The sequence below is a fragment of the Rhizobium sp. AC27/96 genome, from assembly GCF_001692325.1.
GTDB lineage: Bacteria > Pseudomonadota > Alphaproteobacteria > Rhizobiales > Rhizobiaceae > Rhizobium.
Genome location: NZ_LXKN01000032.1, coordinates 398706 through 413961 on the forward strand (window position 1 = coordinate 398706; position 15256 = coordinate 413961).

The 15256-nt window shown below is 60.4% G+C and carries 15 protein-coding genes; 11 read left to right on the forward strand and 4 right to left on the reverse strand.

Annotation, left to right across the window (positions count from 1 at the left end):
• Positions 1-46: 46 nt before the first annotated feature.
• The 11 genes from hmgA to A6U86_RS23560 all read left to right on the forward strand — a co-directional run bounded on the left by hmgA (position 47) and on the right by A6U86_RS23560 (position 11530).
• On the forward strand, positions 47-1408 hold the full coding sequence (hmgA, locus tag A6U86_RS23510; RefSeq protein ID WP_068395802.1) for a homogentisate 1,2-dioxygenase: 1362 nt from the start codon (positions 47-49) through the stop codon (positions 1406-1408).
• Positions 1409-1445: 37 nt separating this feature from the next.
• The gene (locus A6U86_RS23515; protein ID WP_068395805.1) at positions 1446-2471 is read left to right on the forward strand and encodes a fumarylacetoacetate hydrolase family protein; all 1026 of its coding nucleotides are present in this window, start codon (positions 1446-1448) and stop codon (positions 2469-2471) included.
• Positions 2468-3100 (forward strand): maleylacetoacetate isomerase, encoded by a 633-nt coding sequence (gene maiA / locus A6U86_RS23520; RefSeq protein ID WP_068395809.1) that lies wholly within the window; start codon positions 2468-2470, stop codon positions 3098-3100. Before A6U86_RS23515 ends, maiA begins: the two co-directional genes overlap by 4 nt.
• 186 nt (positions 3101-3286) lie before the next feature.
• Positions 3287-5041, forward strand: a complete 1755-nt coding sequence (locus A6U86_RS23525) for an alkaline phosphatase (RefSeq protein WP_068395812.1) — start codon at positions 3287-3289, stop codon at positions 5039-5041.
• A 69-nt stretch (positions 5042-5110) separates the two neighbouring features.
• Positions 5111-5575: a hypothetical protein gene (locus tag A6U86_RS23530; protein WP_068395816.1), complete on the forward strand. Its 465-nt coding sequence runs from the start codon at positions 5111-5113 to the stop codon at positions 5573-5575.
• Between the two features lie 4 nt (positions 5576-5579).
• Entirely contained in the window at positions 5580-6263 is a 684-nt protein-coding gene (locus A6U86_RS23535; protein ID WP_068395820.1) for an ABC transporter ATP-binding protein, read from the forward strand.
• The gene (locus A6U86_RS23540) at positions 6263-7540 is read left to right on the forward strand and encodes an ABC transporter permease (RefSeq protein WP_068395823.1); all 1278 of its coding nucleotides are present in this window, start codon (positions 6263-6265) and stop codon (positions 7538-7540) included. Before A6U86_RS23535 ends, A6U86_RS23540 begins: the two co-directional genes overlap by 1 nt.
• A 158-nt stretch (positions 7541-7698) precedes the next feature.
• Entirely contained in the window at positions 7699-8667 is a 969-nt protein-coding gene (locus A6U86_RS23545) for an ABC transporter substrate-binding protein (protein WP_068396102.1), read from the forward strand.
• Positions 8668-8688: 21 nt separating this feature from the next.
• Positions 8689-9693: an iron ABC transporter permease gene (locus tag A6U86_RS23550; protein WP_068396104.1), complete on the forward strand. Its 1005-nt coding sequence runs from the start codon at positions 8689-8691 to the stop codon at positions 9691-9693.
• A gap of 38 nt (positions 9694-9731) precedes the next feature.
• Positions 9732-10724 carry an iron ABC transporter permease gene (locus A6U86_RS23555; protein ID WP_141683796.1) on the forward strand — a complete coding sequence of 331 codons (993 nt, stop codon included), beginning with the start codon at positions 9732-9734 and terminating at the stop codon, positions 10722-10724.
• An 8-nt stretch (positions 10725-10732) separates the two neighbouring features.
• Positions 10733-11530: an ABC transporter ATP-binding protein gene (locus A6U86_RS23560; protein WP_068395828.1), complete on the forward strand. Its 798-nt coding sequence runs from the start codon at positions 10733-10735 to the stop codon at positions 11528-11530.
• Here A6U86_RS23560 and A6U86_RS23565 read toward each other — a convergent pair.
• From A6U86_RS23565 to A6U86_RS23580, 4 genes are all read right to left on the reverse strand, one after another.
• Entirely contained in the window at positions 11502-12203 is a 702-nt protein-coding gene (locus A6U86_RS23565) for a bifunctional 2-polyprenyl-6-hydroxyphenol methylase/3-demethylubiquinol 3-O-methyltransferase UbiG (RefSeq protein ID WP_068396106.1), read from the reverse strand. The genes A6U86_RS23560 and A6U86_RS23565 overlap by 29 nt on opposite strands.
• A 156-nt stretch (positions 12204-12359) precedes the next feature.
• A complete protein-coding gene (locus tag A6U86_RS23570) occupies positions 12360-13427 on the reverse strand; it encodes an ABC transporter ATP-binding protein (protein WP_068395830.1) in 1068 nt (355 codons plus the stop codon).
• A 30-nt stretch (positions 13428-13457) separates the two neighbouring features.
• Entirely contained in the window at positions 13458-14312 is an 855-nt protein-coding gene (locus A6U86_RS23575; protein ID WP_068395832.1) for a carbohydrate ABC transporter permease, read from the reverse strand.
• Positions 14302-15228: a carbohydrate ABC transporter permease gene (locus tag A6U86_RS23580; protein ID WP_068395835.1), complete on the reverse strand. Its 927-nt coding sequence runs from the start codon at positions 15226-15228 to the stop codon at positions 14302-14304. The genes A6U86_RS23575 and A6U86_RS23580 overlap by 11 nt, the downstream gene beginning before the upstream one ends.
• Positions 15229-15256 lie beyond the last annotated feature (28 nt).

A 15256-nucleotide genomic window follows, 5' to 3' on the forward strand; every position in this document is an offset into this window, starting at 1 on the left:
GGTGCCCGGCACCGGGTCATCCTCAGTTTTCGGGAGGAATTGAGTGATGGACCAGACAATATCCAAGGCCTCCAACCGTCAGGCCACGGCGGCGGAGACGCTGCAATATATGCCCGGCTTCGGCAACGACTTCGAAACGGAATCGCTGCCGGGCGCTCTGCCGCAAGGCCAGAACAGCCCGCAGAAATGCAATTACGGCCTCTATGCCGAGCAGCTTTCCGGCTCGCCTTTCACCGCGCCGCGCGGCACGAATGAGCGGTCCTGGCTCTATCGCATCCGCCCGAGCGTGCGCCACACCCGGCGCTTTTCGAACGCCTCCTATCCGTTCTGGAAATCGGCTCCCTGCCTGGACGATCATTCGCTGCCCCTCGGCCAGCTGCGCTGGGATCCCGTGCCGGCGCCGACGGAGAGGCTGAATTTCCTCGACGGGATGCGGACGATCACAACGGCGGGCGATGTCCTGACCCAAGCCGGGATGGCCGCACACCTCTATCTCTTCAATGAAGACATGGTCGACGATTATTTCTTCGATGCGGATGGCGAGCTGCTTGTCGTGCCCCAGGTTGGCGCGATCAGGGTCTTCACCGAAATGGGCATCATGGATGTCGAGCCCCTGGAGATCTGCGTCATTCCCCGCGGCATGATGTTCAAGGTGATGGGCAAGGGCGACGAGAAGGTCTGGCGCGGATATATTTGCGAGAATTACGGCGCGAAATTCACGCTGCCGGAACGCGGGCCGATCGGCGCGAATTGTCTCGCCAATCCCCGCGATTTCAAGACGCCCGTTGCCGCCTATGAGGACAAGGAAGTGCCCTGCCGTGTACACGTGAAATGGTGCGGCAAGTTCTATGTTACCGACATCGGCCACTCACCGCTCGACGTTGTCGCCTGGCACGGCAACTACATCCCCTACAAATATGACTTGCGAACGTTTTCTCCGGTCGGCGCGATCCTCTTCGACCATCCCGATCCGTCGATCTTTACCGTGCTGACGGCGCCGACCGAAGCAGCAGGCACCGCGAATGTCGACTTCGTCATATTTCCGCCGCGCTGGCTCGTTGCCGAACATACCTTCCGCCCGCCCTGGTACCATCGAAACATCATGAGCGAGTTCATGGGGCTGATCCACGGCCAGTACGATGCCAAGGAAAAGGGCTTCGTGCCGGGTGGCATGAGCCTGCACAATATGATGCTGCCGCATGGGCCTGATGCTTCCGGCTTCGAAAAGGCATCCAATAGCGAACTGAAGCCTGTGAAGCTGGATCACACCATGGCCTTCATGTTCGAGACCAGGTTTCCGCAACAGCTGACGAAATACGCGGCCGAACTGGAAACCCTGCAGGACGATTATCTGGAATGCTGGGACGGTCTGGAGCGTAGGTTCGACGGCACTCCGGGCATCAAGTGAAGATCGATCCTGCATTCTCTGACATCGGAACCGGACCATGAAGCTTGCCACTTTGAAGGACTCCACAAGGGACGGCCGGCTAGTCGTCGTCTCGCGCGATCTCACCCGCTGCTCCGAGGTCGGTCATATCGCCCGCACCTTGCAGGCCGCTCTCGACGACTGGGACCATGTGGGGCCGAGACTTCAGCTGATTGCCGAAGGTGTCGAGACGGGAGCGCAGCCGACGATCAGGTTCCACGAACATGACGCCGCGTCACCTCTGCCGCGAGCCTATCAATGGGCGGATGGTTCGGCCTATGTCAACCATGTCGAACTGGTGCGCAAGGCGCGCAATGCCGAAATGCCGGCGAGTTTCTGGGTCGATCCGCTGATGTATCAAGGCGGCTCGGATGGCTTTGTTGCGCCGCGCGATCCGATCGTGGCCGCCGACGAGGCCTATGGGATCGACATGGAAGGCGAAGTCGCCGTCATCGTTGGCGACGTGTCCATGGGAGTCAGTCCGGACATTGCCCGCCAGGCCATCCGGCTGGTGATGCTCGTCAATGACGTGTCGCTGCGCGGCCTCATTCCGCAGGAGCTGGCAAAGGGGTTCGGCTTCTTCCAGTCCAAGCCTGCTTCGGCATTTTCCCCGGTTGCAGTCACGCCGGACGAGCTAGGCGAGGCCTGGGATGGCGGCAAGCTGCATCTGCCGCTGCTCGTGACGCTGAACAACAGGCTGTTCGGCAAGGCGAATGCCGGTATCGACATGACCTTCGATTTTGGCGAGCTGATTGCCCACGCCGCGAAAACCCGCAGCCTCGTGGCCGGCACAATCGTTGGTTCCGGAACGGTTTCCAACAGGCTTGACGGCGGACCGGGCAAGCCGGTCGAAAGCGGCGGCGTTGGTTATTCCTGCATTGCCGAGATCCGCACGATCGAGACCATCGAAACCGGTGCGCCAAAGACGCCGTTCCTGCGGTTCGGTGATCAGGTTCGCATCGAGATGCAGGATCATGCCGGCCATTCGATCTTCGGGGCGATCGAGCAGGCCGTCGAAAAATACGAGGGGCCGCAGCCGCGATGAGTGACGTCATCCTTTACGACTACTGGAGATCGTCGGCGAGCTACCGTGTCCGCATCGCGCTCAACATGCTCGGGATCACCTACAAGAGCGTGTCGATCAACCTGCTGGATGGGGAGCAAAACAGCCCGGACTATCTGGCGCTTAATCCCCAGGGGTTCGTTCCAACGCTGGTGATCGATGGCAACACGCTGACGCAGTCGCTGTCCATCATCGAATATCTCGCCGAGCTTCGCCCGGAGAGCGGGTTGATGCCCGTCGACATTGCGGGCCGGCAGCATGTGCGGGCGCTTGCCTACGCGATTGCCATGGATATCCATCCGATATGCAACACGCATGTCGCAGCCTATGTCACGACCATAACGGACAAGGCCGACGCCCGCGAGGAGTGGATGCGGCATTTTATTGTCACCGGGCTTCGCAAACTCGAAGCGATGCTGGGCGGCTTCGATGGTGCGTTCAGCTTCGGGGATACGCCGACGATGGCAGACATCTGTCTTGTCCCGCAGGTCTATAATGGCCGCCGTTGGGGCGTCGATCTGACCGATCTCCGGCGCATCCTCGAGATCGAAGACAGATGCACCAAACTGCCCGCCTTTCAGGCGGCGCATCCGGACCGCGCGAAGCCCTGAGAAAAAGCTCGGGTCAAAATGGGCCGGCGCCAGTGGCTTCTTTTTTAGATGCTGTACATACAATCAGCAATCCTTAGTGAATGAATTTGTTCATTCACGGTTGCAGAAAGTTGGCCGTTTTTTATGTGATTGTCATCTGGCCTTTATAAGGGAGAGGAGGAAGTAACCAAGACGCGGGGGTATGAAATGCGTAAACTTCTTCTTTCTATGGTGTCGGCAACCGTATTGGCTGGGGCGGCGAATGCAGCAACCGTCTACCCTTTGGACCGGGCAACGGTACTCGTTGGCTCGCCCTTCGACTTCAAGGTCGAATTCAGCAAGGTGGTAAAGCCGGAAGACGTGAAGGTCACCGTCAACGGCGAAAGCTATGACGCCGTCTTCGGCAAGGCGGCTGATTTCGTCGCCGAGGAAAAGGGTGCCGAAGACAAGGTTCTCGGCTCGGCTCTTATCCTGCGCGGCGTCAAGCTCGCAAAGCCCGGCCAGTACAAGGTCGAGGTTTCGGCCGGTGAAGAGAAAAAGTCGGTCAATTGGGACGTCTACGCCACGTCGGCGGCACCCAAGGCAAAGAACATCATCTTCTTGCTCGGCGACGGTCTTTCCGTCGCGCATCGCACCGGCGCCCGCATCATGTCCAAGGGCATGACGGAAGGCAAAGCCAATGGCCGCCTGGCCATGGACGATATTCCGCCGGTCGCCTTTATCGGCACGTCCTCGACCTCTGCCATCGCGACCGATAGCGCCAACACCATGTCGGCCTATATGACCGGTCACAAGTCTGCCGTGAACGCACTCGGCGTCTATGCCGACCGTACGCCGGCAAGCCTGGACGACCCCAAGGTCGAAACCATCGGTGAAGCGCTCCGCCGCACCGGCAAGAAGTCGCTCGGCATCGTGACGACGGCTGAAGTCGAAGACGCGACGCCGGCAGCGCTCGTCTCCCACACCCGCAAGCGCGGCGACAAGGCCGAGATCGTAGGCATGATGTATGACGTCAAGCCGGATGTCCTGCTCGGCGGCGGCTCGGCCTATTTCCTGGCAAAGAGCGTGCCCGGTTCGAAGCGCAAGGATGACAAGGATTACATCGCGCTCTTCAAGGATGCCGGCTACGCCGTTGCCACCGACAAGAACGAACTGGCTGCCGCGGCCGGCTCGAACCAGGACAAGCTGCTCGGCCTGTTCCACACCGGCAACCTCGATGTCACGCTTGACCGCGAATTCCTCAAGAAGGGCACCGTCGACAAGTTCCCGAACCAGCCGGGCCTCGTTGACATGACCAAGGTTGCGCTCGACAAGCTCGCCAAGAACCCGGAAGGCTTCTTCCTGGTGGTCGAAGGCGCATCCATCGACAAGATGAGCCATCCGCTCGATTGGGACCGCGCCCTGGTCGACACCATCGAGTTCGACAAGGCCGTTGCCGTTGCCCGCGAGTTCCAGACGAAGAACCCGGACACGCTGATCGTCGTTACCGGCGACCATACCCATGGTGTCTCGATCATCGGCACCGTCGACGATAATAAGCCGGGTACAGAAATGCGCGAGAAGGTAGGCACCTATGCGGCCGCCGGCTTCCCGAACTACGAGGACAAGGATGGCGACGGCTATCCGGACCGCGTCGACGTTTCCCGTCGTCTGTTCATCGCGGCCAACAACGGTCCCGATCACTACGAGACCTTCCGTCCGAAGCTCGACGGTCCTTTCGTTCCGGCTATCCAGAACGAGAAGAAGGAATATGTTGCCAACGAAGCCTACAAGGACGTGCCCGGCGCCGTCTTCGTACAGGGCAACATTCCGAAGGACGAAGACAGCGGCGTCCATGCCGTAGACGATATCGTTCTGCAGGCCGCAGGCCCGGGCGCGGAAGGCTTCCGCGGCTACATGGAACAGAGCGACGTCTACAAGGTTCTGGTCGACACCTTCGCGCTCGGCACCGAGAAGATGTAAATCGCCTGATCGGCGAATGCGGACAGGCGGCTTCCGGCCGCCTGTCCTTCCATATTTCATGGGGTTTTCATGTCTCAGAACAAGCCTGTTTCCATCAGCCGGCGGGCGCTGATGACCGCCGCTGCCGTGCTGCCCATGGCTGGCATTGCCATGCGCGCAAAGGCTTCCGAAAAGCTCGGCTTCGGCGAGCTCTACAAGAGTTTCGGTCCGCTCGGCCTCGAATTTTCCGACAAGGTAAAGCAGTTGAGCGGTAAGCATGTCGCCATCAACGGCTTCATGGCGCCGCCGCTGAAGGCGGAGGCAGCCTTCTTCGTCCTGACGGAAATTCCGATGTCGCTCTGCCCGTTCTGCTCTTCTGACGCCGACTGGCCCGATAATATCATGGTCGTCTATCTCTCTGCTAAGCAGACCTTCGTGCAGTTCAATGCGCCGATCGTGGCGCGGGGCGTGCTGGAGTTCGGCTCGTGGACGGATCCGGAAACCGGCTTTATCAGCCAATTGCGTCTGCGAGACGCGTCCTTCAGGACGGCTTGACACTATGCTGACGCTTGATATCTCCGGTCTTGAAATGCAGTTTCCCGGTCTGGCCGCGCCGGTGCTGGCCATTGAAAAATTTCATCTGCCGGCCGGTGGCCGGCTCGCGATCACGGGCGCCTCCGGCTCCGGCAAGAGCACATTCGTGAACGCGATTGCAGGCCTTGAGACGGTCACGCGTGGCAGTGTTTCCTGGAGCGGCACGGAGATCACGCGTCTTTCCAATGGAAGGCGCGACGCGTTCCGGGCCGGGAATATCGGCCTCGTCATGCAGGATTTTCACCTGTTCCCCGGATTGTCCGCCGTCGAGAATGTCGTGCTACCGGTCCGCCTTGCGCGTCGACTGAAGCCCGCCGAGCGTGACCGCGCGTTCTACCTCCTCACTGCCACTGGCATTGCCCGCCCGCAGCAGAAGATCGAGACGCTATCGCGCGGCGAGATGCAGCGCGTCGCCGTCGCACGAGCGCTTCTGCAGCGTCCGGGCGTCATTGTTGCGGACGAACCAACCGCGAGCCTCGACCGTCAGGCGGGCAATGAGGTTGCCGAACTTCTGCTGCAGCTTTCGGCCGAAGAGGGGACCACCCTTATCGTCGTGACGCATGATATCTCGCTTGCCGAGCGTGTTGGCCGTCGCATCCGCCTTGCGAGCGGGCGCATCGAGGAAGATAGCCGAGAGGTTGCCGCGTAATGATGATGTTCATTCTCGCCGACCTCAGGCGCTTCTGGAGCGGGGCGCTTGCTGTCGTTGTCCTCATTGCCTTGTCCGTCGCCTTGAGCGTGACCGTTACGCTTCAGGAGCGAGCCGTCCGGCTCGGCAGCGCCCGTGCCGCGGAAAAGTTCGATCTGCTGGTGGGTGCCGCCGGCAGCGAGACGCAGCTGGCACTATCAACCGTCTTCCTCCAGCCGGCACCGCTGCCGCTGATGGATGGTGCCGTCCTTGGCCGACTTGCCAATGATCCACGTGTCGAACTGGCAGCACCCGTCGGCTTTGGCGATTCCGCTTATGGCTTCCCGATCGTCGGCACGACGACGAGCCTGATCTCGTCTCTATCGCCGGCTCTGTCGCAGGGCGTGATGTTCACGCGTCTCGGCGAGGCGGTGGTGGGCTCGGACGTGACGCTGGCGCCGGGCGCCGAAATCAAGCCGATGCATGGCACAGCCGAAACCGGCGGTGAAACCCATACAGCCATTGCTTACAAGGTGACGGGCCGCATGGCGCCGACAGGTACGGCCTGGGACCGGGCTATCCTCGTGCCGATCCGCGCCGTCTGGCAATTGCACGGCATGCATGGCGAAGAACACCATGACCATGATGGCGACGAGGCGGAGCAGCATGGTGCCGAGCCGTATCATCAGGATGGTGAACATGAACACGAGCATGGTCATGTCGATGCCGATGCCCCGTTAGACGAGCATTTCGATGCGCAGACGCCTGATGTTCCCGCCGTACTCGTCAAGCCGAAGACGATTGCCGACGCCTATCGTCTCCGGCAGGAATATCGCACAGGAGCGACACTCGGTGTCTTCCCCGCCGAGGTGCTGACCAGGCTCTACGCGACGCTCGGCGATGCCCGCAGCCTGTTGCTGGCAATCGCACTCGGCACGCAGGCGATCGTTATCGCCGCCATCGTGCTGGTGACCGTCATGCATGTCGGCTCGAGACGGCGGCAGATCGGCGCTTTGCGAGCGCTCGGCACGCCGATCCGGTCGATCATCGCAATCGTATGGGGCGAGCTCTTCATCCTGTTTACGGCAGGGATCGCGCTCGGCATCCTGCTTGGTTATCTGGCTGCACTTGTCATCTCGGCGAGGCTCGCCGCATCGACAGCAGTCCGTCTACCCGTCGCTTTCGCCTTCGACGATTTGTGGCTCGTGGCCGGCTTCCTGGCCGTTGCGGGACTGATCTCTATCGTTCCCGCTTTCAGCGCGTTGCGCTCTAGCCCGGCCGCGGCGCTGCGGGCGTGAGAAACCACCGTATCGATCGGTCGGTTTGCCATGCCATCTGGTCCCAGAGCATATGATCAGCGAGCGCCGGTAATGCTCGCGCAAGTCGAAGTAAACTGGATTGTAAAACTCCTCTTTTTTGACTAAAGCCATTGGCTTGTTTGATGGAGGATATTGCGATGGCGAACAGCCGACTTAAAATAATATCGCTTCTCGGTCTGCTCGCTGTGATGGCAGGCGGCCCCGTTGCCGCCCAGGATGCGAAAACCGTCTCGATCACGGATGACCGCGGCATCAAGGTAGAGGTGCCCGCTCAGCCGAAGCGGATTGCCGCCATTTCCTATTTTGCCGACGATGTCGCGCTTGCACTGGGCATAAAGCCGGTTGCCAGCACCTACATGACAGCCGGTCGCCAGCCCGACTTCCTGCTTGGGCTGACCTCGCAGATGGCGCAGATCGGCCAGCGCGCCAAACCCAATCTCGAGCTGCTGTCGCAAGCCAAGCCCGACCTGATCGTTGCGATCCGCCGCTATACTGTCGGCAATGCACCGCAACTTGAAAAGATCGCACCCTACGTCGCTTACAATATGGAGCTGCTGACGGAGAGTGATCGCGAGATCGCCGAATTCTCCAGGATTTTGGGCAAACCGGAGCGCGGTCTGCAGCTGAATGCGGATTTCCACAAGCATCTCGATGAGATTGCCGCAAAGGCCCCGAAGAATACGCATCCGCGCTTCGCCATCATGTGGGGCGGGGAGACGCCTTTTGCCTTCCACACCGAGAACACCGCCGCCTCCATCGTTGCCGCTATCGGCGGCGACAATATCGCCGGGCCAAAAACGCCGGGCGGCCCCTTCGGCATAGATCTCAGCCTTGAGACCATGCTTGAGAAAGATCCCGAAGTCCTCTTCATCTATGACTCTGGTCCGGATCGGCCACATGAAAACAACCCGATCTGGCAGGAGCTTACTGCCGTCAAGAACAAGAGGGTTTTCTACGTCGGCGATCAGTGGGTCGAGACCAATGGTCCGATCGCCCGCGAGATCGTGCTGCGCGAGGCCGCACACTATCTCTATCCCGATGCATTTCCTGCCGTCGATGTAAGGGCGGAAGCCGCCAAGATCATTCCGGCTGATATCCAGAAGTAGATGCTTCGGGCCGCAGCGATGATGGATGCGCGCAGATCGGTCTTGGTGATCGCAATCGTCGTTGCTGCGATCCTTCTGGTCGTGCTCCTCGGCTTGTTGCCGGGTGCGAAAATGTTGACCGTTGCGGATGCGACCCAAGTCCTGCTCGCGCCGGATGGCAAGGTCAATTCCATTCTCGTCTGGACGCTCAGGCTGCCGCGAAGTCTCGTCGCCGCATTTGCCGGAGCGGGACTCGCCGTTTCCGGTTACCTTCTGCAGACCCTCACAAGAAATCCGCTGGCCGATCCCGGGATAACCGGCGTAACCGCAGGCGCGGTCACCCCGATCGTATGCTGTTTCGTTTTTCTGCCGTGGCTATCGTCTGCTTATTACCCTTTTGTCGGTCTTGCCGGCGGCCTGGCTGCCGCTGCCGTCACCTTCTGGGTGTCGAAAGGCGGGCAGGGGCGCCCCTTGCATCTGGCGCTCGGCGGCGTCAGCATTTCACTGTTTCTCGGAGCGATCACGATCTACGTTCTGCTGTTGACCGGGCCGCAATCGACATCTCTTCTTTTCTGGCTCTCGGGCGGCTTCCAGGGGCGGTCGTGGCCGCATCTCGTCTACATGCTGCCTTGGGTCGCCGTCGGAATTGCAGGCGCGCTGGCGCTTCACCGCGTGATCGGCATGTTTGCGCTCAGCGATCACGCCGCCGCCGGCATGGGGTTGCAGCTCAATTTCTGGAAGCCCGTTCTCCTCGTGCTGGGTGTCTGTCCGGTTGCTGGCATTGCGCCTGTTGCGGGGCCCGTCGCCTTCGTCGGACTGGCTGCGCCCCATATTGCCCGCTTGATGAAGCCGCGCGGCACCGTATGGGAGATCGGGCTTTGCGCCGCCATCGGTGCGCTGATCGTAACGGTCGCGGATCTCGTGGCTCGGACGATTGCAATTCCAAAGGAACTCCCCGTCGGCATCATCACGGCCCTTCTGGGCGGACCTGTGTTCATCTATCTCATTCAGCGCGGACGCTTGCAGTTCAGGGGTAGTGGCTCATGACGACGGATGCGCCGGCAAATCCCGTATTGCCCGGAAACATGTTGTCGATCGCCCTCGTGATCGCGTTCTTGTCCTTGATTGCCTCCGTATTCCTCGGAGTCGTTGATCTCCCGATAGCGGACGTCCTTGCTGTTTTGGCCGGCAAAGGCTCGCCCGAGGCACAATCGATCATCCTCGACATCCGACTGCCGCGTATCGTCACCGGCGTTCTTGCCGGTATCCAGTTTGCGGTGGCCGGTCTACTCCTCCAGACGATTACGCGAAATCCGCTCGCCGACCCTTCGTTGATGGGAGTATCGCAAGGGGCGACGTTGAGTGTGACGGTGTTCCTCCTGTTCACGGTCTATATCTTCAATCCGGGCGAGAACACTGTCGCGGAGTTGCCGATTGCCTGGCTTCCGGTCGCCGGCCTTGCGGGCGGGATGATCGCCGGAGGCATCATCTACATGCTTGCGTTTCGGCTGGAGCTCAGTGCGCTGCGCATAACCCTGTGCGGGATCGCGATCGGCGCGGTCCTTCATGCCCTGGCAATCGGACTGATTGCGGGCTGGGGATCGGCCCGTATCGAAATCATTCTCGAATGGCTGTCCGGAAGTCTCTATGCCCGCACCTGGGACCATGCGTTGTTTCTGCTGCCGTTCACGGTCGCGGGCCTTGCGGCATTGCCTCTGATCTATCGCCCGCTCGTGCTTCTGCAATTCGATACGCAGGTCGCCCGCTCCTTTGGTTTGGCCTATCGCCGACAGTTCTCGGTGGTTCTTCTGGTGTCGTGCGCCCTGGCCGCGAGTGCTGTCGGTGCGGTCGGACCGATTGTCTTTGTCGGGCTGGTCGTTCCACATATGGCCCGCTTCCTGGCTGGCCGGCATTTTCCGCTTGTCCTTCCCTTGACCGTGGTTCTTGGTGCCATTTTAGTCACGTTGGGGGATCTGATCGGCCGCCTCGTCGGACAGGCCGAGGAGATTCCGATTGGCGTGGTGACGGCAATCGTCGGCGTTCCCGTTCTGCTCGCCATGTTACGCAAACTTCCTTGAGACCGCTCATGCCGCTTATCTGTTCACAACTCTCTGTTTTCTATGGTCGCCGCAAGGCCTTGAGCGACTTCGAGCTGTCGATGAGGCGAGGCGAGATCCGGGCGCTGATCGGCCCGAACGGATCGGGCAAGAGCACCGCGCTACAAGCGCTGGCAGGGCTTCTGAAGCCCGCGCAAGGGCAGGTGACCATCGAGGGCGTTGCGGTGGCGAGCATGTCGCGGCGTGCCATCGCCCGGAAACTGGCCTTTCTGCCGCAGCAGCCCTCGGCTCCCGACGAGATGACGATTGCACAGCTGGTGCGGCAAGGACGCTTTCCGCATGTCGGCCTCTTCCGCACCTATGATCGCAAGGATGAAGAGGCCATAGAATGGGCACTCGACTGTACCGGGCTCACGAGCCTGGCCGATCGGACCTTGCAGGAGCTTTCGGGCGGCGAGCGGCAGCGCGCCTGGATATCGGCAGCGCTGGCGCAGGAGGCCGGAATATTGCTCCTCGACGAGCCGACGTCCTTCCTCGATATCGGCTATCAGGTCGAGGTGCTTGACCTCGTGCATCGGCTGAGCCGCGAGAGGGGCGTCACCGTCATCATGGCGATCCATGATATCAATCAGGCCATTGCGGTCAGTGACCGTATCTCGCTGCTGGAAAAGGGCGAGTTGCGCTTTGACGGCGAGCCAAGGGCGCTAGCTGAAAGCGGCCTGATCGAGAAGACCTTCCGGGTCAAGGGGCGGTTCGTCCAGGTCAGCCCCGACAATCCGCCGCATTTCGACGTCGAGCTTACGCGGTTGCGACAGCCAGAGGCTTGACGAGCCTAAAGACGATCTTGGTCTGAGTGTAGTAATCAAGAGCGTCCGCGAAGTTCGGCGTCCAGCCGTCTTCGATGAAGGGAATGAAGCCGTCATATTCCAGCTTGCGTCCGGAGACCGCAAAACCCGCTTTGGTGAAAGCACGCCCATAGTCCGAGATCGAACGATCCTGAACCACGGTGTTGGTGCGCTTGGCGACGAGCTCGCGCCATTTGGGCCAGAGCGGGTTGTCCGTATGGCAGCCCGTCACCGCGTAGTAGACGGCACCGGGCTTCAGTGCTTTCCAGATATCCGCTGCGTGGGAATCGATATCCTCGACGAGGTAGATCACCTCGTGGCTGATGGCCAGATCGAACTCTTCGACCCAGCCGGCGAGCGTTCCGCCAACTGCATGCTGAACGGGAAGATTGCCCTTGAATGCCTCGGCCTTGGCGATCGACTGTTCGGCGATATCGATGCCGAGCGCCTTTCGGAAGGGCCTGATGGCGTAGAGATGGCGTAAAAGACCGCCTTGATTGCAGCCGAAATCAACCACGCTCTTGGCTGAAAGATCACGCTCGACGATCATCTCGATGAGATGCCGCCAGATTGGCGCATGACCATCCGCCATCCGCTCCTCGGCATCCGGATCGATATACCATGTGCCGATCGTTTTCGGGGCTTGTTGGGTCATGCGCATTATCTCCAGGCGATTCAAAGCTACCCTGTTTTTAGGCCCGGTCTGAAATCTTGGCTAGGTTCCCGAGGCCGAAAACAAGCCGTAAATTACCTGAATGGAAATCTTCGGCGTGTTGCGGGATGCGGCTCGGTTCACCTTCGGCCAGTCGGCTCAGTGCAACCGCTGGCCGCTCGACGGATCGAACAGATGCGCTTTTACCGGGTCGATCCTGAGCGGAATGGATTGGCCCGGTGATACCGAAAGGCGGTCTCTGACGGCTGCGACGATCGCTTGGGAGCCGGCCTGCAATTGCAGATGCGTGTCGGAGCCGGTCGGTTCGATGACGATGATCTTGGCGGGCAAGCCATCCGTATCGATCGAGATATGTTCGGGCCGAATGCCGAGCTGAACGGCCTTTCCGCTATAGGCCCGGGCGCTATCCGGCAGCGGCCAGTGCAGGCCTTCCGCCGCTTGCAGTTCTACTGCTCCGTTTCGCTCCACGACCTCCCCGTCGATGAAGTTCATCGATGGTGAACCGATAAATCCGGCTACGAAACTGTTGGCGGGCTGATCATAGATTTCGAGCGGTGAGCCGATCTGCTCGATGTCGCCGCCACGCATGACCACGATACGGTCGGCCATGGTCATGGCTTCCATCTGGTCATGGGTGACATAGACCATGGTGGTGCCCAGCCGCTGGTGCAGCGTCTTGATCTCGGTGCGCATCTGCACGCGCAATTTAGCATCGAGATTGGAGAGCGGTTCGTCGAAGAGGAAGACGGCCGGGTTGCGCACGATGGCGCGGCCCATCGCAACGCGCTGGCGCTGGCCTCCTGACAACTGTCGGGGATAGCGATCGAGAAGGGCGGAGAGATCGAGAATGCCGGCGGCATCGTTGACCTTCTGCTCGATCTCCTGCCGGCTGCGGCGCGCGAGCTTCAGCGAAAACGCCATGTTGTCGCGAACGGTCATATGCGGATAGAGCGCATAGGATTGAAACACCATGGCGATATCGCGCTCATTGGGCTCGAGGTCGTTGACGATGCGTTCGCCGATTTCGATCTCGCCGTCGCTGATGCTTTCAAGCCCCGCGATCATGCGCAGCAAGGTGGATTTGCCACAGCCCGAGGGGCCGACGAGGACGACAAACTCTCCGTCTTGCGCGGCAACGGATACGCCATGCAACACTTCGAGTGCACCATATCGCTTGACCGCATTTCGGATCGTCAGTTTCGCCATTGTTCTAGCTCCTGGGAGTCTGCAGGCGCTTCAGCGCCCGCCCATGCCCGCGTTGAGGGCGATGCTGTTGTAGATGAGCTTCTGCAAGATGATCGCGAGGAAAATCCCGGGAAGCATGGAAAGGGTGGCGCCCGCCATCAGATAGTTCCACTGCGTGCCCTGTTGCGTCTGAAACAGGGTAAGGCCGACGGGCAGGGTGGCGTTGTCGGCACCGGTCATGACGATCAGCGGCCAGAGGAAATTGTTCCACTGCCCGATGAAGGTGAACAGCGACAGAAGTCCGATAGCCGGCATCGACAGCGGCACGATGATACTCACGAGGATGCGCAGCCGCGAGGCGCCGTCGATCCTTGCCGCCTCTTCGAGCTCCATGGGGATGGAGAGAAAGAACTGCCGCATCAGGAAGGCGCCGAAGGTGCCGAAGGAGATCGGCAGGATCACACCCGGGAAGGTGTTGACCAGACCGAGCTTGTTGACGATCAGAAACAAGGGAATGATCAGCATCAGCGGCGGCACCATGAGCGTGCCGATATAGCCGAGCAGCAGCGTGTCGCGTCCCCTGAATTTCAGCCGCGCAAAAGCGTAGCCCGAAAGGCAGGAAACGACGACGGTGATGACAGTCACGCAAATGGCGATAACGGCGCTGTTGAGGAAGAACCGGCCGAAGGGCAGCCGGGTCCAGGCGGCGGCGAAATTACCCCATTCGAAAACTTGAGGCAGGACATGCACTGGTATGGCCGTCACCTCGGCATTTGAGCGTATGGCGTTCGAGACCATCCAGAAGAACGGAAAGAGGAAGGCGATTGCCACGAGTGCAAGTGCGGTGTGGTTGACGATGTCGAACGCCAGCTTCCGGCGTGCCCTGGCTTTGGAGTTAAGCGTCATAGTGCACCCATTTGCGCTGGAACCAGAATTGCAGGGCGGTCAGCAGCATGATCAGCGCGAACATCACCCAGGCGATGGCCGAGGCATAGCCCATCTGAAAGTTCTGGAAGCCGCGCTGGAAGATGGCGTAGCCGAGCGTCGCGGTCGACGATCCCGGGCCGCCCTTGGTCATGACATAGATCTGGTCGAAGACCTGCAGAGATGTAATGGCCGTCATGACGGTGCCGAAGAACAGTGTCGGCGAGATCAGCGGCAGGCGGATTTTCCAGAACCGGTCCCAGGCCGTCGCCCCGTCGATCCGCGCCGCTTCCAGATAGGTTGCCGGAACCATGTCGAGTGCGGCGTTGAAGAGAACCGTATTGTAGCCGACGCCAGCCCAGATGGAGGTGAGAACGACGGCCTGCATGGCGAGCGTGCGGTCATTGAGCACGCCCGAAAACGGCAGCGACAACGCAGCCATCAGGTTGTCGAAGAGGCCGCCACTGCTGAAGATCAGCATCCAGACCATGGCAACGGCGATGAGCGGCGTGAAGGTGGGAAGGAAGAAGATCACCCGGAACCAGCGTTGCCCGATCCTGAGGCTCGAAATCCAGGTCGCCAGCCCGAGCGAGATGATGATGTTCAGTACCAGATATTCGACGGTGAAGAAGATCGTGTTGCGCATGACTGTCCAGAATTGCGGATCGGTTGTGAACAGCCGCACATAGTTGGCAAGGCCGACGAAGCGCGGCGTTCCCAGCAATTGCCAGTTGGTGAAACTGAGCGCGATCGAAGCCAGGATCGGCAGCACGAGGAACAGGACGATACCGATCAGGCTCGGCAACAGGAAGAACAAGGCCGTCCATCCCTCGCCTCTGAACCATTTGCGCGAGCGTGGCCTTGGCCTTGCGATTATGTCACTGTGTTTGGCCAGCATCGTGAGCCTTCCTTTCCGGCAATGGCGC